At 53.1% G+C, this 21,315-nt stretch carries 19 protein-coding genes and 1 pseudogene; 11 read left to right on the top strand and 9 right to left on the bottom strand.

Annotated elements, in window-relative coordinates:
- Positions 1 to 934 (top strand): type IV pilus twitching motility protein PilT (locus tag OGY06_RS19980; RefSeq protein ID WP_286605900.1); only part of this gene is annotated, 934 nt, incomplete at its 5' end.
- Here the strand turns inward: OGY06_RS19980 and ruvX are convergent.
- The 8 genes from ruvX to metK all read right to left on the bottom strand — a co-directional run bounded on the left by ruvX (position 931) and on the right by metK (position 8,183).
- The gene (gene ruvX, locus OGY06_RS19975; protein ID WP_286605899.1) at positions 931 to 1,347 is read right to left on the bottom strand and encodes a Holliday junction resolvase RuvX; all 417 of its coding nucleotides are present in this window, start codon (positions 1,345 to 1,347) and stop codon (positions 931 to 933) included. The two genes, OGY06_RS19980 and ruvX, sit on opposite strands and share 4 nt — an antisense overlap.
- A complete protein-coding gene (locus OGY06_RS19970; RefSeq protein WP_003027086.1) occupies positions 1,347 to 1,910 on the bottom strand; it encodes a YqgE/AlgH family protein in 564 nt (187 codons plus the stop codon). The genes ruvX and OGY06_RS19970 overlap by 1 nt, the downstream gene beginning before the upstream one ends.
- 176 nt (positions 1,911 to 2,086) lie before the next feature.
- Positions 2,087 to 3,034 (bottom strand): glutathione synthase, encoded by a 948-nt coding sequence (gene gshB / locus OGY06_RS19965; RefSeq protein ID WP_003027083.1) that lies wholly within the window; start codon positions 3,032 to 3,034, stop codon positions 2,087 to 2,089.
- Between the two features lie 19 nt (positions 3,035 to 3,053).
- Entirely contained in the window at positions 3,054 to 3,785 is a 732-nt protein-coding gene (rsmE, locus tag OGY06_RS19960) for a 16S rRNA (uracil(1498)-N(3))-methyltransferase (protein WP_008785768.1), read from the bottom strand.
- A 74-nt stretch (positions 3,786 to 3,859) separates the two neighbouring features.
- On the bottom strand, positions 3,860 to 4,567 hold the full coding sequence (gene endA, locus OGY06_RS19955; protein ID WP_003825437.1) for a deoxyribonuclease I: 708 nt from the start codon (positions 4,565 to 4,567) through the stop codon (positions 3,860 to 3,862).
- A 94-nt stretch (positions 4,568 to 4,661) separates the two neighbouring features.
- The gene (locus tag OGY06_RS19950; RefSeq protein ID WP_003825440.1) at positions 4,662 to 5,159 is read right to left on the bottom strand and encodes a SprT family zinc-dependent metalloprotease; all 498 of its coding nucleotides are present in this window, start codon (positions 5,157 to 5,159) and stop codon (positions 4,662 to 4,664) included.
- A 76-nt stretch (positions 5,160 to 5,235) separates the two neighbouring features.
- Positions 5,236 to 6,630, bottom strand: coding sequence for a galactose/proton symporter (galP, locus tag OGY06_RS19945; protein WP_008785766.1), 1,395 nt, complete (start codon positions 6,628 to 6,630; stop codon positions 5,236 to 5,238).
- Positions 6,631 to 7,028: 398 nt separating this feature from the next.
- Positions 7,029 to 8,183: a methionine adenosyltransferase gene (gene metK, locus OGY06_RS19940; RefSeq protein ID WP_020996311.1), complete on the bottom strand. Its 1,155-nt coding sequence runs from the start codon at positions 8,181 to 8,183 to the stop codon at positions 7,029 to 7,031.
- A 542-nt stretch (positions 8,184 to 8,725) separates the two neighbouring features.
- On the opposite strand from metK, the pseudogene yqgG reads away from it, so the two are divergent.
- From yqgG to speB, 4 genes and pseudogenes are all read left to right on the top strand, one after another.
- Positions 8,726 to 8,827 (top strand): annotated as a pseudogene (yqgG, locus tag OGY06_RS19935) (small protein YqgG); the annotation flags it as partial.
- 258 nt (positions 8,828 to 9,085) lie between these two features.
- Complete coding sequence (gene yqgB / locus OGY06_RS19930) at positions 9,086 to 9,217, top strand: acid stress response protein YqgB (protein WP_003027062.1); 132 nt, start codon at positions 9,086 to 9,088, stop codon at positions 9,215 to 9,217.
- A gap of 8 nt (positions 9,218 to 9,225) precedes the next feature.
- A complete protein-coding gene (gene speA, locus OGY06_RS19925; RefSeq protein WP_071692619.1) occupies positions 9,226 to 11,202 on the top strand; it encodes a biosynthetic arginine decarboxylase in 1,977 nt (658 codons plus the stop codon).
- A 207-nt stretch (positions 11,203 to 11,409) separates the two neighbouring features.
- Positions 11,410 to 12,330: an agmatinase gene (gene speB, locus OGY06_RS19920; protein ID WP_003825449.1), complete on the top strand. Its 921-nt coding sequence runs from the start codon at positions 11,410 to 11,412 to the stop codon at positions 12,328 to 12,330.
- Between the two features lie 99 nt (positions 12,331 to 12,429).
- On the opposite strand, the gene loiP is transcribed toward speB, so the two are convergent.
- A complete protein-coding gene (gene loiP, locus OGY06_RS19915; RefSeq protein WP_003825452.1) occupies positions 12,430 to 13,188 on the bottom strand; it encodes a metalloprotease LoiP in 759 nt (252 codons plus the stop codon).
- Positions 13,189 to 13,467: 279 nt separating this feature from the next.
- On the opposite strand from loiP, the gene tkt reads away from it, so the two are divergent.
- The 6 genes from tkt to argO all read left to right on the top strand — a co-directional run bounded on the left by tkt (position 13,468) and on the right by argO (position 21,234).
- Positions 13,468 to 15,459, top strand: coding sequence for a transketolase (gene tkt, locus OGY06_RS19910; protein WP_003825453.1), 1,992 nt, complete (start codon positions 13,468 to 13,470; stop codon positions 15,457 to 15,459).
- A gap of 491 nt (positions 15,460 to 15,950) precedes the next feature.
- Positions 15,951 to 16,979, top strand: a complete 1,029-nt coding sequence (gene epd / locus OGY06_RS19905; protein WP_008785759.1) for an erythrose-4-phosphate dehydrogenase — start codon at positions 15,951 to 15,953, stop codon at positions 16,977 to 16,979.
- A 39-nt stretch (positions 16,980 to 17,018) separates the two neighbouring features.
- The gene (pgk, locus tag OGY06_RS19900) at positions 17,019 to 18,182 is read left to right on the top strand and encodes a phosphoglycerate kinase (protein ID WP_003027032.1); all 1,164 of its coding nucleotides are present in this window, start codon (positions 17,019 to 17,021) and stop codon (positions 18,180 to 18,182) included.
- An 88-nt stretch (positions 18,183 to 18,270) separates the two neighbouring features.
- Positions 18,271 to 19,350: a class II fructose-bisphosphate aldolase gene (fbaA, locus tag OGY06_RS19895; protein WP_003027029.1), complete on the top strand. Its 1,080-nt coding sequence runs from the start codon at positions 18,271 to 18,273 to the stop codon at positions 19,348 to 19,350.
- A gap of 191 nt (positions 19,351 to 19,541) precedes the next feature.
- The gene (locus tag OGY06_RS19890; protein WP_003825461.1) at positions 19,542 to 20,402 is read left to right on the top strand and encodes a small-conductance mechanosensitive channel MscS; all 861 of its coding nucleotides are present in this window, start codon (positions 19,542 to 19,544) and stop codon (positions 20,400 to 20,402) included.
- Between the two features lie 196 nt (positions 20,403 to 20,598).
- Positions 20,599 to 21,234, top strand: coding sequence for an arginine exporter ArgO (gene argO, locus OGY06_RS19885; RefSeq protein ID WP_003027005.1), 636 nt, complete (start codon positions 20,599 to 20,601; stop codon positions 21,232 to 21,234).
- The last annotated feature ends 81 nt before the right edge of the window (positions 21,235 to 21,315 follow it).

Here is a 21,315-nt window from a genome sequence, read left to right as displayed (position 1 = left end):
GGATCTACACCTGTGCAATGCATGGCCTGCGCGCTGGCGCATACGTGGAAAAGTCGAAATCGCACCCTTTACTACGCCTGACGTGGAGAATCTGCTGATGTGCTGGCTCAATGAGCAACAACAGGTACAGTGGCAGGAACAGGGGCAGCTGGATTTTGCTATTGCGCTGGCAGGTTCCCAGCGGCTGCGCGCCAGTGCTTTTGTTCATCAACAGGGAACCTCGCTGGCGCTAAGATTGCTCCCGCTTGATTGTCCACGTTTAGACGATCTCCAGACCCCTGACGTCATACCTGAACTGCTGCGCAGTGAAAATGGGTTAATTCTGGTGACAGGCGCTACCGGTAGCGGTAAATCAACGACCCTGGCGGCGATGGTGGCATATCTTAACCAGCACGTTGCGGGACATATTTTGACGCTGGAAGATCCCATTGAATATCGCTACACCAGCCAGCGTTGTCTTATTCACCAACGGGAGGTGGGCGTACACTGCGCTTCTTTTGCCGCCGGTTTACGCGGCGCGCTGCGTGAAGATCCCGACGTCATTTTGCTGGGCGAACTGCGCGACGCGGAAACTATTCGCCTGGCGTTAACGGCAGCGGAAACCGGGCATCTGGTGCTGGCAACGTTACATACGCGAGGGGCGGCGCAGGCCATCGCGCGGCTGGTGGATACCTTTCCCGCACAGGAGAAAGATCCGGTGCGTAATCAGCTGGCAGACAGCCTACGGGCGGTACTTTCGCAAAAGCTGGAGGAAGATAAGTTGGGAGGACGCGTGGCGCTATTTGAGCTGCTCGTCAACACGCCAGCCGTGGGCAATTTGATTCGTGAAGGGAAAACGCATCAGCTACCCGGCGTAATTCAAACCGGGCAGCAGACAGGTATGCAGACGTTTACGCAGAGCCAGCAGCAGCGCCAGGCGCAGGGTCGGCTTTAGTCGCCCTGCTCGAAATAGCTTTCGAGAATAATAACGGCAGAAGCGGAGTCCACTTTGCCTTTATTCAACGCCCGGTATCCGCCTTGTTCGAACAGGCCGGAGCGGGCCTCGACGGTGCTCAAGCGTTCATCGTGCAGCGTTACGGTTACGCCAAAGCGACCGTGAATACGGTTAGCGAACTTACGCGCGCGTGCGGTAAGGGGCTGTTCTGTGCCATCCATGTTGAGTGGTAGGCCGACAATGATTTCATCCGGCTGCCATTCTTTCAGCAGGCGTTCAATCAAACTCCAGTCTGGCGTACCGTCCTGCGCCTTAATGGCGGGCAACGGTCTGGCCGTACCGGTAATGCGCTGACCAACAGCAACACCAATACTTTTCGTACCAAAATCAAAAGAGAGTAATGTTCCGCTCATCAGGCATGTCCCGCCACGCCAGGCATGGTCTGAATATCTATCCCGATAAGCTTCGCCGCATCGCGCCAGCGGTCGGCAATCGGCGTTTTGAATAAGATGTTGAGGTCTGCGGGCGCCGTGAGCCAGGCGTTATCCAGTAGCTCTTGTTCCAGTTGACCTTTTTCCCATGATGAATAACCCAGAGCAACCAGCACTTCGGACGGTTGTTCTTGCGTGCCCAGGGTTTCTAGTACATCGCGGGAGGTTGTGATGATGGTGTTATCTGAGATGCGAATACTGGAGGCAAAGCGTGACGGTGGAGTGTGGAGAATAAATCCACGGTCTTCCGCCAGCGGGCCGCCGAGCATCACTGGTTTATCCAGACGAATGGCCGGATCGCGTTCTTCTGGGGTAATCTTCAGCTTTTCCAGAATCCCTTCAATTTGTAAGTTTTCCAGAGGCTTATTGACGATAATCCCCATTGCTCCGTTCTCATTATGTTCACAGATGTACACCACGGAACGGCGGAAAATCGGATCCTGGAGAGCAGGCATGGCAATCAGAAAGTGATGCTGTAAATTCATTGTCAGAGGTTCTGTTTCCTGGTTCAAAAAAGCAACAGAGCCCAGTATGTGGGCAAAGCTCGAAGATGTCACCCTCTGAAGATAGCATTGCCGGATGACGGCTTCGCCTAATCCGGCCTGCGGGGTGCAATTCCAGGCCGGATAAGACGCGATAGCGTCGCTATCCGGCAACGTATTTATTTCTGTAAACGCGCCTCAATGGCATCCATCAGCATACCGGTAATCGAAACCGGGAACTCCGCTTCAATTTCACGAATACAGGTTGGGCTGGTAACGTTAATTTCCGTCAGACGATCGCCAATGATATCCAGACCGACAAAAATCAAACCTTTCGCTTTCAGCGTTGGCCCAATGCGACGTGCAATTTCCCAGTCGCTGTCGGTCAATGGACGCGGCTCGCCACGACCGCCAGCGGCCAGGTTGCCACGGGTTTCGCCGCCCTGCGGAATACGCGCCAGGCAATAAGGAACGGGTTCGCCATCGACCACCAGGACGCGTTTATCGCCATCTTTAATTGCTGGCAGATAGTTCTGCGCCATGCAGTAGCGGGTACCGTGCTCGGTCAGCGTTTCAGCAATGACGCCAAGGTTCGGGTCGCCTTCCTTCACACGGAAAATAGATGCGCCGCCCATGCCGTCCAGCGGTTTGAGAATGATGTCGCTGTGTTTTTGCCAGAAGGCTTTCAGCTGCGCTTTGTTACGCGTGACCAGCGTTTCCGGCGTCAGGTCGGCAAACCATGCGGTGAACAGCTTTTCGTTGCAGTCGCGCAGGCTCTGCGGTTTGTTGACGATCAGCGTCCCTTTTTCTTCTGCACGTTCCAGAATATAGGTTGCGTAGATGAACTCGGTATCAAACGGCGGATCCTTACGCATCAGAATAACGTCCAGGTCTGCCAGCGGGAGATCCTGCTCGCTCTTGAACTCATACCATTTGTCGTAGTTCTGCTCTACGCTCAGGGTACGCGTATGGGCGCGGGCTTCACCGTTGATCAGATAAAGATCGGCCATCTCCATATAATGAATTTCGTAACCGCGACGTTGCGCTTCCAGCAGCATAGCGAAGCTGGAATCTTTCTTGATGTTGATGCTTGCGATGGGATCCATCACGATGCCGAGCTTGATCATTTTCTTCTCCGTTTATGCCTTAGCCTAGATCGCCAAAACGCACCTGTAGCGCAGTAATGGCGGTGAGCGCGGTTGTCTCAGTACGCAGAACGCGAGGTCCTAACAGAATATCAGTAAACTGATAACGTGCGGTCATGGCAATTTCATCTGCCGACAACCCGCCTTCCGGGCCAATCAGCAAGCGGATGCGCTCCACCGGCAGCGGCAGCGTATTGATGCTGGCGCTGGCGCGCGGATGCAGGTTCAGTTTCAGACCTTCGTCCTGTTCCGCGCACCATGCTTCCAAATCCATTGCCGGGCGAATTTCGGGCACCCGGTTACGACCGCACTGTTCGCAGGCGGCAATGGCGATTTTCTGCCACTGCTGGAGCTTCTTGTTCAGGCGTTCACTGTCCAGTTTAACGCCGCAGCGCTCAGAAAAAAGTGGCGTAATGAGGCTTACACCCAGTTCGATCGATTTCTGGATAGTAAATTCCATTTTTTCACCGCGCGACATCACCTGACCCAGGTGGATGTGCAACGGCGACTCACGATCGTCGAGTTCAGCGTTAAGTACCTTCACGTCCACGCTTTTTTTACTGGCGTGGGTGATTTCAGCGTCGAATACCTGATTGCTGCCATCAAACAGCTGTAGCGCCTGGCCCGGTCCCATACGCAGCACGCGGCCGATATGGTTGGCTGCATCTTCACACAGTGAAATTTGGCTGCCGGAAGTGATTGGCTCAGGGTGATAAATGCGAGGAATGCGCATAGTTAAACATCCGCGTCATGGCCCTGGGCTACGAAAGACCAGGGCATGGTTAAAAATATTGACGCTAGTGTAGGTTAGCTCTTTTGCGCCTGGCAAGCGCGTTGCACATATGGGTTATGGTTCCCCTGTACCTTTGCAATGCGTTCGTCGCGCTCACACTCCCAGTCGGTGACCGGATATTGCTTATTCCAGGCGTTAAAAAGCTGAGTTTGCTGGCGGGAGAGCGTTAGAGAGTACTGGTCGCGCATGTAAAAATAGGTACGAGCAATGGCACCGCGGGCGCGGGCTGGCGGCTCGGCAACTTTCTCTTTGAAGTCGACCTTCATGGCGCATTGCCCATACTGACCCTCGCCACCGTTCCACTGGCTGTACATGAAGTTAGCGCGATCGCCATTTACCTCACCCACCGCAGGTTGCAGGTTATGCATGTCGCTTTCCATTTTGCGATAGACCGGATCTTTGGCGCAGTTTTTACGCCCTCCGTCCTGCCAGCACTGACGCTGATGACCAAATTGCCAGGCGGGGACAACGTGCTCCCATTCAATTCGACTGGCGCGGTTTTCATTTTTTCGCACTTTATAGCCGCAGGATTCGAGGTCAACGACCCCTTTTTTGCCTTGCCAGTTAATTTTACAACCGCAGTAGAAATCGCCCGGCGCATCGGCGTTAACCTTGACGCCTGCTGCTTTTGCCTGAGAAAAACTGTTGATGCCTTCGGCTAAAACCGGGCCTGAAAACGCAGCGGCTAACAGGGCCGCAGCAAAAGAAAAATGACGGTACATCACAAACTCCGTGTCAAAACGAGCCCGCAACGTAGCGAAAGTTATTCCAGTATGCAATCAGTTAGGTCAGAAAAGTTCCTGATAATTCTGAAGATTATTCTGCAACCAGTGGTTCGCCGCAGTGAACACAGCGGTAGGTGGCCTCACCGCGCACAACGCGGTTATGGCGGCGGACGGTCAGTTGGTGCTCCTGACACTTACAGCGGTAAGTAAAAGTCTTGCGCTGCACCGATTGCAGTTCAAACTGATGCGTGCGCCGGGCCGGTACGCCCAGAACGCTTTCCATCATCCATTTCCACTCTTTCCCGTGTGGCGGCACGCGCCCAAAGTGCTTCCACACCAGTAAATGCGCCAGTTCATGGGGCACAACTTCGTTAATGAATGCGTCGACGTTTTCCATCAGCAGGACGGGATTAAGGCGAATTTCATAGGTTTGTAGCCACGCAGTGCCCGCGGCGGTGCCGCGCTGTTGGTAAACCAGCTTTGGCTCCGGGTATTGGCGTTCAAGCTTGAGATTGGCCTGGGCGAGTTTTTCCCGCAGGCTACGCATAACGGCTTGCTGGATGGCGATAGGGAGACGGGAGGTTTTCATAACGCCAGAGGATAGTGCGACAGGGAAGGGACTGCAAGAGGAAGGCTTCCTCCGCTGGGGAGGAAGCCTTTGGTGATTAGTCGTGTGCGCCAATTTCGCGCAGTTTACGACCCTTCATCAGGTTACGCTCAATGTGTTCCAGAGAGACGTTTTTAGTTTCAGGGATCAGCCACAGAGTCAGGAAGATGAACAGTACGTTCAGGCCGCCGTAGACCCAGAAGGTGTTGGCGCTGCCCAGTGAGTTCAGCATCGTCAGGAAGGTTGCGCCGACGATCATGTTGGCAATCCAGTTGGTTGCAGTAGAGCAGGTGATGCCGAAATCGCGGCCTTTCAGCGGCTGGATTTCAGAGCACAGTACCCAAATCAGCGGACCGGCGCTCATGGCAAAGCCAACGATAAACATCAGCAGCATCAGTACTGCGAAGTATTGTGCGGATGCCGAGTGAATCCCCACGTGCATCATTGTACCCAGCACGCCCATACCAACGGCCATCACGATAAAGCCAAGGATCAGCGTAGGCTTGCGGCCCCAACGGTCAACCAGGCCAATGGCGATAAAGGTTGCCAGCACGTTGGTCAGACCGACGATAACAGTCCCCCACATCTGCTCGGTGGTGTTGGTGTAGCCCGCCAGCTCAAAGATTTTCGGTGCGTAATACATGATGACGTTCATCCCGGTGAACTGCTGCATCACCTGTAACAGAACGCCAAGGAATACCGCGCGACGGAAGTTGCTGTTTTCTTTAAACAGCGCCCAGCCGCTCTGCTTCACCTGCAGACTTTCACGGATTTCATCCAGCTCGCGTTTGGCTTCTGCGCTGGTGTCACGCAGACGCAACAGGACGCGTTCAGCATCAACAAAACGACGTTTAGCTGCAAACCAACGTGGGCTGTCCGGCAGGAAGATAACGCCAACCAGCAGCAGCAGGGCAGGGATGATGATTACACCCAGCATCCAGCGCCATGCGCCGCTGTAGCTAAACGCTGTATCGGAAAGATACGCGCCCAAAATACCGATGGTGATCATCAGCTGATACATGGAGATCATGCTGCCACGAATCTTTTCCGGGGCAATTTCAGACAGGTACAGCGGCGCGGTATAAGACGCAACACCTACAGCCAGGCCGAGCAGCACGCGGGAAACCAGCAGGACTTCAACGTTTGGCGCAGCGGCGGAGAACAGTGAACCCGCAACAAACAAGATCGCACCGATCATCAGGCTTTTTTTGCGTCCCAGTTTGAAGGAGAGCCAACCGCTGCCGACAGCACCTACCGCCGCACCAAACATCATGGAACTCACCACCCATTCCTGAGTGTGCGGGGTAATTTGAAACTCGTCGGTGATGAACGGTAAAGCACCGGCAATAACACCGATATCCAGGCCAAAAAGTAATCCAGCCAGGGCTGCCAGAAAGCAGACAAAAAATGTCATGGCTTTGTTGGAACGCCCCGTTTTTTTATTGTCAGGCATGATGCCCTCCGGTTGGGTAGCTAGTTTTGTTGATGTTAAGGGTAGGTGAGTACGGGGTAAAAAAATGCGAATCACATCACATTAGTGTAATCGCTTACACTGTCATTCATGCGGGTTATTAGTTAATTTATTGAAAGTTAACATTATTTATTGGGATTAAATAATGTTTGTCGTCTGAATTTAAGACAATGATGAAAGATAATGTAACAGTGATGCAAGTGTGCTGGCTAAGAGATGTTAATTCAAGGTAGAGGGAAATATGGTGTGATGTAATCGCTTTCATTTTCATTTAAAGCAATAGTAATCAGCGCGGTTTGGTGATGGATGTGGGAGAGGAAATAGGTATAAAAAAAGACCAGCGCGAGGCTGGTCTTCATAAGCGTTAAGTCTGGTTTAAATTACTTCAGACCGGCAGCGTCGCGCAGCAACTGTGCTTTGTCGGTTTTTTCCCATGGGAAATGTTCGCGACCAAAGTGACCGTAAGCAGCGGTTTCTTTGTAAATCGGGTGCAGCAGATCCAGCATCTGAATCAGGCCATACGGGCGCAAGTCGAAGAACTCACGCACCAAAAGGGTCAGCTGCTCTGAAGGCACTTTTTCAGTACCGAACGTTTCCACCATGATAGATGTCGGTTCTGCCACGCCGATTGCGTAGGAAACCTGAATCTCACAACGGTCAGCCAGGCCTGCGGCAACGATGTTTTTCGCTACGTAACGGGCTGCATAGGCTGCGGAACGGTCAACTTTAGACGGATCTTTACCAGAGAATGCACCGCCGCCGTGACGCGCCATGCCGCCGTAGGTATCAACGATGATTTTACGACCGGTCAGACCGCAGTCGCCCATCGGGCCGCCGATAACGAAACGACCAGTTGGGTTGATGAAGAATTTGGTCGAAGCGGTCAGCCATTCAGTCGGCAGTACCGGCTTGATGATCTCTTCCATAACGGCTTCTTGCAGCGATTTCTGGTCGATATCTTCAGAGTGCTGAGTAGACAGAACAACCGCATCAATACCGACGATTTTGCCGTCGTCATACTGGAAGGTTACCTGGCTTTTGGCATCCGGACGCAGCCAGGATAAGGTGCCGTTTTTACGCACTTCAGCCTGACGCTGCACCAGACGGTGAGCATAGGTAATAGGTGCTGGCATCAGCACGTCGGTTTCGTTGGTTGCATAACCAAACATCAGGCCCTGGTCGCCTGCGCCCTGTTCCAGCGGATCGGCACGGTCAACACCCTGGTTGATGTCCGGAGACTGTTTACCAATCGCGCTCAGTACCGCGCAAGAGTTGGCGTCAAAGCCCATGTCGGAATGCACATAGCCAATTTCGCGAACCGTGTTACGGGTGATCTCTTCGATATCAACCCATGCGCTGGTGGTGATCTCACCGCCAACTAAAACCATACCGGTTTTGACGTAGGTTTCGCAGGCAACGCGTGCTTTTGGATCCTGTTCCAGGATTGCATCCAGCACAGCATCAGAGATTTGGTCAGCGATTTTGTCAGGATGCCCTTCTGATACGGACTCGGACGTAAAAAGGTGTTTTGCCATATTTAATTTCACCTAAGGAGAATTTGGTTAGCTCAAACTGTCGAGTGGAATAGCCATGTGTAGAAGATTCTACCATGAGTCTGCAGATGACGGACACTGGCAGTCTGAGTGTTAATCGGTATAGATGGATTAACATCTGGACGGCTATTTTAGGACAGTTCTTCGCCTGATTTCCAGCTTTTTTTGATTGAGGTCGCATTGTACTGAAAATGTAACTGGAAATTTTTCCTGACGGTGCTGGCAATGTGCATATTTATCTTTTGCTTTTTGACTTTCTTATCGGTATAAAACGCGGCGCGCGGCTCATATCCGTCATACTTCAAGTTGCATGTGCGTTGGCAATACTCGCCCCGTCCCAGTCACTTACTCATGTAAGCTCCCGGGGACTCTCTGCGTTGCCGCCTTCCCACAACTCGAATTATTTAGGATAGATAAAAGCACACGACGTTTTCATCGTGTTGCCACTTCCAGCCGGGTTAAAACTTTAGCTTTGGCTTGTGGGTTCGTTCCGTAAGGAGCAACCGTGGAGGTGATACGAGATAATGAACCGTTGTATTCTGCAGAATCTGTCGCACCGTTCTGGTGTACATATGTCCCCCGCAATCTGCATCTCTGCTTTGCATACCTGTCGATGTTATATACACAAAATCATTTATGCTGCGTCGAGGCGGCAAGTGAATGAGTCCCCTGAACGTACGAGTAGTACGTGACTGGGGCGAATGAGCGTAGCCAACAAAGAGGCTGCATGAAGGATGAAGTGTATACCCATCTCGGCGTATCTCAGGACTCAAGAGCCGGTAACGGTCACTAAGAACTGAACAAGGGCGCTCTTGGTAAACAAGAGTTTTCTCGTGGTTTCGCCGAACCGTCAGCATTAAGTTCGGTTACGTGTTTACTTTGATATGAAAAAGAAACCGGTCGCACAGTCGGAGCGTCAGCACTATCTGCTGCAAATTCTGCCTGTATTTGGGTTGTTATCGCGTCTTCGGATTGCGATAGTAGTCAACTGTTTTACACTTGTTAATAAAATTTGAGGTTCGCTATGTCTGACGACATTTCTTTGGGTTCGCCTTCGTCAGCAGGCGAACACGGTGTACTACGCTCCATGCAGGAGGTTGCAATGAGTTCCCAGGAAGCCAGCAAGATGCTGCGTACTTACAATATTGCCTGGTGGGGTAATAACTACTACGACGTCAATGAACTGGGTCACATCAGCGTGTGCCCGGATCCGGACGTACCCGAAGCGCGCGTTGACCTTGCTGAGTTGGTGAAAGCCCGTGAAGCGCAGGGCCAGCGTTTGCCTGCATTGTTCTGCTTCCCGCAGATCCTGCAACACCGTCTGCGTTCGATTAACGCCGCGTTTAAACGTGCCCGTGAATCTTACGGTTACAACGGTGACTATTTCCTCGTTTACCCGATCAAGGTCAACCAGCACCGTCGCGTGATTGAATCGCTGATCCACTCTGGCGAACCGCTGGGGCTGGAAGCGGGTTCCAAAGCTGAACTGATGGCCGTTCTGGCCCATGCCGGAATGACCCGTAGCGTGATCGTGTGTAACGGTTATAAAGACCGCGAATATATCCGTCTGGCGCTGATTGGCGAGAAGATGGGCCATAAGGTCTATCTGGTCATCGAGAAGATGTCTGAAATCGCTATCGTGCTGGATGAAGCTGAACGCCTGAATGTCGTTCCGCGTCTGGGCGTGCGTGCGCGTCTGGCGTCGCAGGGCTCTGGCAAGTGGCAGTCCTCCGGCGGGGAAAAATCGAAATTCGGCCTGGCGGCAAACCAGGTGCTGCAACTGGTCGAAATTCTGCGCGAGCGCGGTCGTCTGGACAGCATTCAGTTGCTGCACTTCCACCTTGGCTCGCAGATGGCGAATATTCGTGATATCGCCACCGGCGTACGTGAATCGGCGCGTTTCTACGTTGAGCTGCACAAGCTTGGCGTCAATATCCAGTGCTTCGACGTGGGCGGTGGTCTGGGCGTGGATTACGAAGGTACCCGTTCGCAGTCTGACTGTTCTGTAAACTACGGCCTGAACGAATATGCCAACAACATCATCTGGGCTATTGGCGACGCCTGTGAAGAACACGGTCTGCCTCATCCGACGGTAATCACCGAGTCTGGCCGCGCGGTTACCGCGCACCATACCGTGCTGGTATCTAACATTATCGGCGTTGAGCGTAGCGAACACACAGAAGCAACGCCTCCGGCTGACGATGCGCCGCGTGCTCTGCAAAGCATGTGGGAAACCTGGCAAGAAATGCATGAACCGGGAACTCGCCGTTCGCTGCGTGAATGGCTGCACGACAGCCAGATGGATCTGCACGATATTCACGTTGGTTACTCTTCAGGTACCTTTAGCCTGCAAGAGCGCGCGTGGGCTGAGCAGCTTTATCTGAACATGTGCCATGAAGTGCAGAAACAACTCGACCCGAGCAACCGCGCGCATCGCCCGATTATCGACGAGCTGCAGGAGCGTATGGCGGATAAGATTTACGTCAACTTCTCGCTGTTCCAGTCGATGCCGGATGCGTGGGGGATCGATCAGCTGTTCCCGGTAATGCCGCTGGAAGGACTGAACCAGGTACCTGAGCGCCGTGCGGTGCTGTTGGATATCACCTGTGACTCTGATGGCGCTATCGACCACTATGTTGACGGTGATGGCATTGCGACCACTATGCCGATGCCGGAATACGACCCGGAGAACCCGCCGATGCTGGGCTTCTTTATGGTGGGGGCGTACCAGGAGATCCTCGGCAACATGCACAACCTGTTTGGTGATACCGAAGCGGTTGACGTGTTCGTCTTCCCTGACGGCAGTGTGGAAGTTGAGCTGTCTGATGAAGGGGATACCGTGGCGGATATGTTGCAGTACGTGCAGCTGGATCCGAACACCCTGCTGACGCAGTTCCGTGACCAGGTGAAAAACACCGATCTGGATACCGAGCTGCAGCAACAGTTCCTCGAAGAGTTTGAGGCCGGTCTGTACGGTTATACTTATCTGGAAGATGAGTAACGATAAATGCCTGCTGGCGCTACGCTTACCGGGCCTACGAAAGTAGGCCGGATAAGGCGAAGCCGCATTTGTGGCACTTACTTGAATCCGTACAAAATAACGGCGATAATTTGCCGTAAATATGCAGCTACCAAATCAATCCCTTCCTCGTCGGGCTTAACGACGCGGAGGGGATTTTTTTTCATCGATTTTTAAAGAGGTCAGTACATGAGCACCTTAGGTCATCAATACGACAACTCCCTGGTTTCTAACGCCTTTGGTTTTTTACGTCTGCCGATGAACTTCATGCCATACGAAAGCGACGCCGATTGGGTGATCACCGGCGTACCGTTTGATATGGCAACGTCTGGCCGCGCGGGCGGGCGTCATGGTCCGGCGGCAATCCGTCAGGTTTCCACTAACCTGGCGTGGGAACACAACCGCTTCCCGTGGAATTTCGATATGCGCGAGCGCCTGAACGTGGTGGACTGCGGCGATCTGGTTTATGCCTTCGGTGATGCGCGTGAAATGAGTGAAAAACTGCAGGCGCATGCTGAGAAGCTGCTTTCTGCCGGTAAGCGCATGCTCTCCTTCGGCGGCGACCACTTCGTCACGCTGCCGCTGTTGCGCGCGCACGCTAAGCATTTTGGTAAAATGGCGCTGGTGCACTTTGATGCCCACACAGATACCTACGCGAACGGCTGCGAATTCGACCACGGCACTATGTTCTACACGGCGCCGAACGAAGGGCTGATCGATCCGAATCACTCTGTGCAGATTGGTATTCGTACCGAATTCGACAAAGACAACGGCTTTACCGTGCTGGATGCCTGCCAGGTGAACGATCGCAGCGTAGATGACATCATCGCCCAGGTTAAGCAGATTGTCGGTGATATGCCGGTGTATCTGACCTTTGATATCGACTGTCTGGATCCAGCGTTTGCGCCGGGTACCGGTACGCCAGTGATTGGCGGTCTGACTTCCGATCGCGCGATCAAGCTGGTACGTGGTCTGAAAGATCTGAACATCGTCGGGATGGACGTTGTTGAAGTGGCTCCGGCTTACGATCAGTCAGAGATCACCGCGCTGGCAGCGGCTACTCTGGCTCTGGAAATGCTGTACATCCAGGCAGCGAAAAAAGGCGAATAAGTTGTTTTGCCGGATGGCGCTAACGCTTATCCGGCCTACAGCTGGTTGATGTTTGTAGGCCGGATAAGGCGTTCACGCCGCATCCGGCATGATTAACGGTTATTTGATCCCGTCTGCGCTCATGCGATCGCGAATATGTTGCGCACGTTCTGCGGATGCCGGGTGATCGTCAAACATTGAGCTTTGACGTCCAGCTTCCAGTTTGGCCAGTTTCTCAAAGCTGGTGGCTAAACCTGCCGGATTGATCCCGCGTTTGCGCAACAAATCATACGAGTAATCATCCGCCTCGGATTCCTGACGCTGGGAGAACTGCGAGTTCACCAGTTTCTCGCCAAGATCGCCCAATTGCGACTGCGACAGGCTGCCGACAATGCCGCCAGCGGATGCCGCCGCTGCACGTACGGCGTTAGTACCCAGCGCAACCTGCATACCTTTTTTCACGTGACCCAGCGCGACGTGGCCCATTTCATGGCCGATTACCGCTTCGACTTCGTTGTCGGTCATCATATCCATCAGGCCGCTGTACACGCGGATACAGCCGTTTGCCATGGCAAAGGCATTCACATCTTTCGCCATATAGACTTTGTAGTTCACCGGCTGGCCGTTTATGTTATCGCCAAGCGCGGCGGCGATTTTGCCAAGACGCGTTGCGTACTCGCTGCTGGCCGGAGCGATAGTAGCCTTGCTGTCCATATCTTTACAGGCCTGATCGCTCAGCGCTTTTACCTGAGCATCGCTCAGACTGTAGGCCTGAAAAGCCTCCGCGCCAGAAGAAAGCAGTCCGTTGGAGTCCATGTTCTGGCAGCCGGTCAATGCCGCAGCCATGCTCGTAGCAAGCAGTAAAGCGCGAATTTTCATTTTTTCTCTTCCGCACAAAGTCAGGATTATTCTAAAAATTACGTCGTTTGCAGGTGAACCGACGCTCGGCCTAAGTATAAAGAAAAGAACAATACGCGGGCGAGAAGATTGCGCAACTTGCGCGCATGATCCAGAGATTTCTGAAGCGGCAAAAGGATGCTCCATGTACATGACACGCGGCTTGGGTTACATTGTTGGCACTTTTTTCCGGCATAGCCCAAAACGCGCTGTCGTCAAGTCGTTAAGGGCTCAGCCTTCATTATCCGATCTGGAGTCAAAATGTCCTCACGTAAAGAGCTTGCCAATGCTATTCGTGCGCTGAGCATGGACGCAGTACAGAAAGCCAAATCCGGTCACCCGGGTGCCCCGATGGGTATGGCTGACATTGCCGAAGTCCTGTGGCGTGATTTCCTGAACCACAACCCGACTAACCCGTCTTGGGCTGACCGTGACCGCTTCGTGCTGTCCAACGGCCACGGCTCCATGCTGATTTATAGCCTGCTGCACCTCACCGGCTACGATCTGCCGATGTCCGAGCTGCAGAACTTCCGTCAGCTGCACTCCAAAACTCCGGGTCACCCGGAAGTGGGTTACACCGCGGGTGTTGAAACCACTACAGGTCCTCTGGGTCAGGGCATTGCGAATGCAGTGGGTATGGCTATCGCTGAAAAAACGCTGGCGGCGCAGTTTAACCGTCCAGGTCACGACATCGTTGACCACTTCACCTATGCTTTCATGGGCGACGGCTGCATGATGGAAGGTATCTCTCACGAGGTATGTTCCCTGGCTGGTACGCTGAAGCTGGGTAAACTGGTTGCGTTCTACGATGACAACGGCATCTCTATCGATGGCCACGTTGAAGGCTGGTTCACCGATGACACCGCGAAGCGTTTTGAAGCTTACGGCTGGCATGTGGTTCGTGGCGTTGATGGCCACGATGCTGACGCCATTAAACGTGCAGTAGAAGAAGCACGCGCAGTGACCGACAAACCGTCCCTGCTGATGTGCAAAACCATCATCGGTTTCGGTTCTCCGAACAAAGCGGGTACTCACGACTCTCACGGTGCACCGCTGGGCGATGCAGAAATCGCACTGACCCGTGAACAGCTGGGCTGGAAATACGCACCGTTCGAAATCCCGTCTGAAATCTACGCGCAGTGGGATGCGAAAGAAGCCGGTCAGGCAAAAGAAGCTGCATGGAACGAGAAGTTCGCTGCTTATGCGAAAGCCTACCCGCAGGAAGCGGCTGAATTTACCCGTCGTATGAAAGGTGAAATGCCGTCTGACTTCGACGCAAAAGCGAACGAGTTCATTGCTAAGCTGCAGGCTAATCCGGCGAAAATCGCCAGCCGTAAAGCTTCTCAGAACGCGATTGAAGCCTTCGGTCCTCTGCTGCCTGAATTCCTCGGCGGCTCCGCTGACCTGGCACCGTCTAACCTGACGCTGTGGTCTGGTTCGAAAGCGATTAACGAAGATACTGCCGGTAACTACATCCATTACGGCGTGCGTGAATTTGGTATGACCGCGATTGCCAACGGTATCTCGCTGCACGGTGGTTTCCTGCCGTATACCTCCACCTTCCTGATGTTCGTGGAATATGCCCGTAACGCGGTGCGTATGGCTGCGCTGATGAAACAGCGTCAGGTCATGGTCTACACCCACGACTCCATCGGTCTGGGCGAAGACGGCCCGACTCACCAGCCGGTAGAGCAGGTTGCTTCTCTGCGTGTGACCCCGAACATGAGCACATGGCGTCCGTGTGACCAGGTTGAATCCGCCGTTGCGTGGAAATACGGTGTTGAGCGTCAGGACGGCCCGACCGCGCTGATCCTCTCCCGCCAGAACCTGGCACAGCAGGAGCGTACCGAAGAGCAGCTGGCAAACATCGCTCGCGGTGGTTACGTGCTTAAAGACTGCGACGGTCAGCCGGAACTGATCTTCATCGCTACCGGTTCTGAAGTTGAGCTGGCTGTGGCTGCGTGGGACAAACTGACTGCCGAAGGCGTGAAGGCTCGCGTGGTTTCCATGCCGTCTACCGACGCGTTCGACAAACAGGATGCCGCTTACCGTGAGTCTGTGCTGCCGAAAGCGGTTTCCGCTCGCGTTGCAGTGGAAGCAGGTATCGCTGACTACTGGTTCAAATACGTGGGCCTGAACGGCGCAATCGTCGGTATGACCACCTTTGGTGAGTCTGCTCCGGCAGAGCTGCTGTTTGAAGAGTTCGGCTTCACCGTAGACAACGTTGTCGCGAAAGCAAAAGAACTGCTGTAATTTCGATTACAGGTGAAAACGGGTCGCTCAGGCGGCCCGTTTTTTTTTGCTTTTCCGGAACGCGCCGCGCGTTGCGCAATCGCACGGCGCAGTCTGCTATCCAGACCGTCTGCGGCATCGTTGAAGGGCTCCGGGACTCGGACCTCGCGCTGGTGATTAGATGTAGGTTAGGGGGCTTTCTGATTTAAATCAGGGTGTGTAACACGACAACGAAATAATTTTGCTACGGTTATTCGTCATTCTGGAATATGGAATAAATTTAGCGTTGAAGGGCGTTAAAATGTGACGCAAGTCAGATAACTGTGTTCTGTTGCTGGACAATCATTCCTTTTATTCCGCGTTTCGCTTATTCTAGCTGAAGCGTTTCAGTCGATTAAATGTTCGACAATTAACCAATTAGTCGCAGTTTGCGACAGGTAAGGTTTCCCTGAGCGATTTGCTGCATTACTCTGTCTGCCACATCGTTTCTGAGAAATCCTTGCAGGAGACCTATGACCGTACGCGTAGCGATTAATGGTTTCGGTCGCATCGGACGCAACGTGGTTCGTGCTTTGTATGAATCCGGGCGTCGGGCGGAAATCACCGTGGTGGCAATCAACGAACTTGCGGATGCTGCAGGCATGGCGCATTTGTTGAAATATGACACCAGCCATGGACGTTTTGCCTGGGATGTTCGTCAGGAACGTGACCAGCTCATCGTTGGCGATGACGCTATCCGCATTCTGCATGAGCGAACACTCGATGCACTTCCATGGCGCGAACTGGGTGTCGACATCGTGCTGGATTGTACGGGGGTCTTCGGCAATCGCGAACACGGCGAGGCGCATATTGCCGCTGGTGCAAAAAAAGTGCTCTTTTCACATCCTGGTAGTCACGACATCGACGCAACCGTTGTGTATGGCGTTAATCAGGATCAGCTGCGCGCTGAGCACCGGATCGTTTCCAACGCTTCCTGCACCACGAATTGCATAATACCCGTCATTAAATTGCTGGATGATGCTTACGGCATTGAGTCTGGTACCGTCACCACGATCCACTCTGCGATGCACGATCAGCAGGTTATTGATGCTTATCATCCTGACCTGCGTCGCACGCGAGCGGCCAGCCAGTCGATTATTCCGGTTGATACCAAACTGGCGGCGGGCATCACGCGAATTTTCCCGCAGTTTAACGATCGTTTTGAAGCGATAGCGGTGCGTGTACCGACCATAAATGTGACGGCGATCGACTTAAGCGTGACGGTGAAAAAACCAGTAAAAGCCAGTGAAGTCAACCAGTTGCTGCAAAAAGCAGCACAAGGTGCATTTCATGGTATAGTTGACTATACGGAATTACCGTTGGTCTCTGTAGATTTTAACCACGACCCGCACAGCGCCATCGTTGATGGTACGCAAACGCGTGTGAGTGGCGCTCACCTGATCAAAACGCTGGTCTGGTGTGATAATGAATGGGGCTTTGCTAACCGTATGCTCGACACTACGTTAGCGATGGCTGCTATTGGTTTCAGGCTCGACGCTTGAGCGTCGACAAAACTTTATGAATCAACGAGAGGATTCACCATGTCTGTAATTAAGATGACCGATCTGGATCTGGCTGGTAAACGCGTTTTTATCCGTGCGGACCTGAACGTACCAGTTAAAGAAGGGAAAGTAACCAGCGATGCGCGTATCCGTGCTTCTCTGCCGACCATCGAACTGGCCCTGAAACAGGGTGCGAAAGTGATGGTAACTTCCCACCTGGGTCGTCCTACCGAAGGCGAGTACAACGAAGAATTCTCTCTGCTGCCGGTTGTTAACTACCTGAAAGACAAACTGTCTGCTCCGGTTCGCCTGGTAAAAGATTACCTGGACGGCGTTGAAGTCGCTGCCGGTGAACTGGTAGTTCTGGAAAACGTTCGCTTCAACAAAGGCGAGAAGAAAGACGACGAAGCACTGTCCAAAAAATATGCTGCGCTGTGCGACGTATTCGTAATGGACGCTTTCGGTACAGCTCACCGTGCACAGGCTTCTACTCACGGTATCGGTAAATTCGCTGATGTAGCTTGCGCAGGCCCGCTGCTGGCTGCTGAGCTGGATGCGCTGGGTAAAGCACTGAAAGAACCTGCTCGTCCGATGGTTGCTATCGTTGGCGGTTCTAAAGTTTCCACCAAACTGACCGTTCTGGATTCTCTGTCAAAAATCGCTGACCAGCTGATCGTTGGCGGTGGTATCGCGAACACCTTCGTTGCCGCTCAAGGCCACAACGTGGGTAAATCCCTGTACGAAGCTGACCTGGTTGACGAAGCTAAGCGTCTGCTGACCACTTGTGACATCCCGGTCCCGACCGACGTTCGCGTAGCGACTGAATTCTCTGAAACTGCACCGGCTACTCTGAAGTCCGTTAGCGATGTGAAAGAAGACGAGCAGATCCTGGACATCGGCGACGCTTCTGCACAGCAGCTGGCTGACATCCTGAAGAATGCGAAAACCATTCTGTGGAACGGCCCGGTTGGCGTGTTCGAGTTCCCGAACTTCCGCAAAGGTACTGAAATCGTTGCTAACGCTATCGCAGACAGCGAAGCGTTCTCTATCGCAGGCGGCGGTGACACCCTGGCAGCAATCGACCTGTTCGGCATTGCTGACAAAATCTCCTACATCTCCACTGGCGGCGGCGCTTTCCTCGAATTCGTGGAAGGTAAAGTATTGCCAGCAGTAGCGATGCTCGAAGAGCGCGCTAAAAAGTAAGCATTTAATGGGCAGGGAAACCTGCCCAATTATTAGCGCGCTTTAGAGCGCGCGCCCTTTCCAAGGCCGAAGATACAGGATTCGTAATATGTCTAAAATTTTTGATTTCGTAAAACCAGGCGTAATCACTGGTGATGACGTACAGAAAGTTTTCCAGGTAGCAAAAGAAAACAACTTTGCTCTGCCAGCTGTTAACTGCGTGGGTACCGACTCCATCAACGCCGTTCTGGAAACCGCTGCAAAAGTTAAAGCGCCGGTAATCGTACAGTTCTCCAACGGTGGTGCTTCTTTCATCGCGGGTAAAGGCGTGAAGTCTGACGTTCCTCAGGGCGCTGCAATCCTGGGTGCTATCTCTGGCGCGCATCACGTTCACCAGATGGCTGAACACTACGGTGTTCCGGTTATCCTGCACACTGACCACTGCGCGAAGAAACTGCTGCCGTGGATCGACGGTCTGCTGGACGCGGGTGAAAAACACTTCGCAGCAACCGGCAAACCGCTGTTCTCTTCTCACATGATCGACCTGTCTGAAGAGTCTCTGGAAGAGAACATCGAAATCTGCTCCAAATACCTGGCGCGCATGTCCAAAATGGGCATGACCCTGGAAATCGAACTGGGTTGCACCGGTGGCGAAGAAGACGGCGTGGACAACAGCCACATGGACGCTTCTGCACTGTACACCCAGCCGGAAGACGTTGATTACGCATACACCGAGCTGAGCAAAATCAGCCCGCGTTTCACCATCGCAGCTTCCTTCGGTAACGTTCACGGCGTTTACAAGCCGGGTAACGTTGTTCTGACCCCGACCATCCTGCGCGACTCTCAGGACTATGTTTCTAAGAAACATAACCTGCCGCACAACAGCCTGAACTTCGTCTTCCACGGCGGTTCCGGTTCTACTGCTCAGGAAATCAAAGACTCCGTAAGCTACGGCGTAGTGAAAATGAACATCGACACCGATACCCAATGGGCTACCTGGGAAGGCGTTCTGAACTACTACAAAGCGAACGAAGCTTACCTGCAGGGCCAGCTGGGCAACCCGAAAGGCGAAGATCAGCCGAACAAGAAATACTACGATCCGCGCGTATGGCTGCGTGCTGGTCAGGCAACCATGATCACCCGTCTGGAACAGGCTTTCAAAGAACTGAACGCGGTTGACGTTCTGTAATTTACGCCGTTCTACATGACATGAGGCCCGCAAATGCGGGCCTTTTTTATTGCCATTTCAATATGCTGCTGGCAGAGAATTCTGTGATCTGTTTGGCAAAATCCAGGTTTATTGTTTACCCTTGTCAGATTGCCAGTCCCGTTGGGACGGCTTTATTTTTCCCATTTGGGTAAGCAAAAAAGGAATATTGAATGGAAGATTTGAATGTTGTCGACAGCATAAATGGTGCGGGCACCTGGCTGGTCCGCAATCAGGAGCTGCTGTTAAGCTATGCCGTCAACATCGTTGCGGCCATCGCCATTGTCATTATCGGTATGATTGTGGCGCGCATCGTATCAAACACCGTTAACCGCCTGATGGTGGCACGTAAAATTGATGCAACCGTTGCTGACTTCCTCTCTGCACTGGTGCGTTACGGTATTATCGCGTTCACGCTGATTGCCGCTCTGGGTCGCGTTGGGGTACAAACCGCTTCTGTGATTGCCGTTCTCGGTGCCGCAGGTTTAGCCGTTGGTCTGGCGCTGCAAGGTTCGCTGTCCAACCTCGCTGCTGGCGTGCTGCTGGTGATGTTCCGTCCGTTCCGCGCAGGTGAGTATGTAGACCTCGGAGGCGTAGCGGGAACCGTACTCAACGTGCAGATTTTCTCCACGACTATGCGTACCGTAGACGGTAAGATTGTGGTGATCCCAAACGGTAAAATCATTGCCGGGAACATCATTAACTTCTCTCGTGAGCCGGTTCGTCGTAACGAATTTATCATCGGCGTGGCTTACGACTCCGATATCGATCAGGTGAAAAAAATCCTCACCGATATCATTCAGTCTGACGAGCGTATCCTTAAAGATCGTGAAATGACGGTGCGCCTGAATGAGCTGGGCGCTTCCTCGATTAATTTTGTGGTACGCGTCTGGAGCAACAGTAGCGATCTGCAAAGCGTTTACTGGGACGTACTGGAGCGTATTAAACGCGAGTTTGACGCCAACGGTATCAGCTTCCCGTACCCGCAGATGGATGTGAACTTCAAGCGTGTGAAAGAGAGCGCGGCAGAGTAATCGCGTGCCCGGTGGCGCTATCGCTTACCGGGCCCACAGGTTTTATAGACCGGATAAGGCGTCAGCCGTCATCCGGCATTTCCCCCTCCCCCCGTGGTATTAATTCTTCTTATCCCTGATTAAAATTATCCATTTCCGCTAATGTTTTCCCCGCGCTATAGTCTGCTCCTAAGAGAAACAGTTCGGGATGATTAACGTGTTATCGTATTATTTTCAAGGGCTTGCACTTGGTGCGGCTATGATACTTCCGCTCGGTCCGCAAAACGCCTTCGTGATGAATCAGGGGATCCGTCGCCAGTATCACATCATGATTGCTTTACTCTGCGCTATCAGCGACTTAGTGCTGATTTGCGCGGGGATCTTTGGCGGTAGCGCCTTGCTGATGCAGTCACCATGGCTGATGGCGCTTGTCACTTGGGGTGGGGTGGCATTTTTACTCTGGTACGGTTTCGGGGCGTTAAAAACGGCGATGAGCAGTAACCTGGAACTGGCCAGCGCCGAGGTGATGAAGCAGGGCCGCTGGAAAATTATCGCTACTATGCTGGCGGTGACATGGCTCAACCCCCATGTTTACCTGGATACCTTTGTGGTGCTGGGGAGTCTGGGAGGCCAACTGGACGTTGAGCCTAAGCGCTGGTTTGCGCTGGGTACCGTCAGCGCTTCGTTCCTGTGGTTCTTCGGCCTGGCATTGCTGGCGGCCTGGCTCGCTCCGCGTTTGCGCACTGCTAAAGCACAGCGGATCATCAATACCCTGGTAGGATTGGTGATGTGGTTTATCGCTTTTCAGTTGGCAAAAGAAGGTGTTGCGCACGTTCATGCGTTGTTCAACTAAGTGTTGTCTGATGGACAACGCAGCGAGATCGGCTAAGCTTGCCTGCATGTGCCCTGAGTTTCGGGGTAATTAATGAAACAT

This window comes from Citrobacter sp. Cpo147 (assembly GCF_030332405.1).
In the GTDB taxonomy this organism is placed as follows: Bacteria; Pseudomonadota; Gammaproteobacteria; order Enterobacterales; family Enterobacteriaceae; genus Citrobacter; species Citrobacter portucalensis.
Note: the sequence above shows the minus strand (reverse complement) of the source record. Positions and strands in the feature narration are given on the sequence as shown.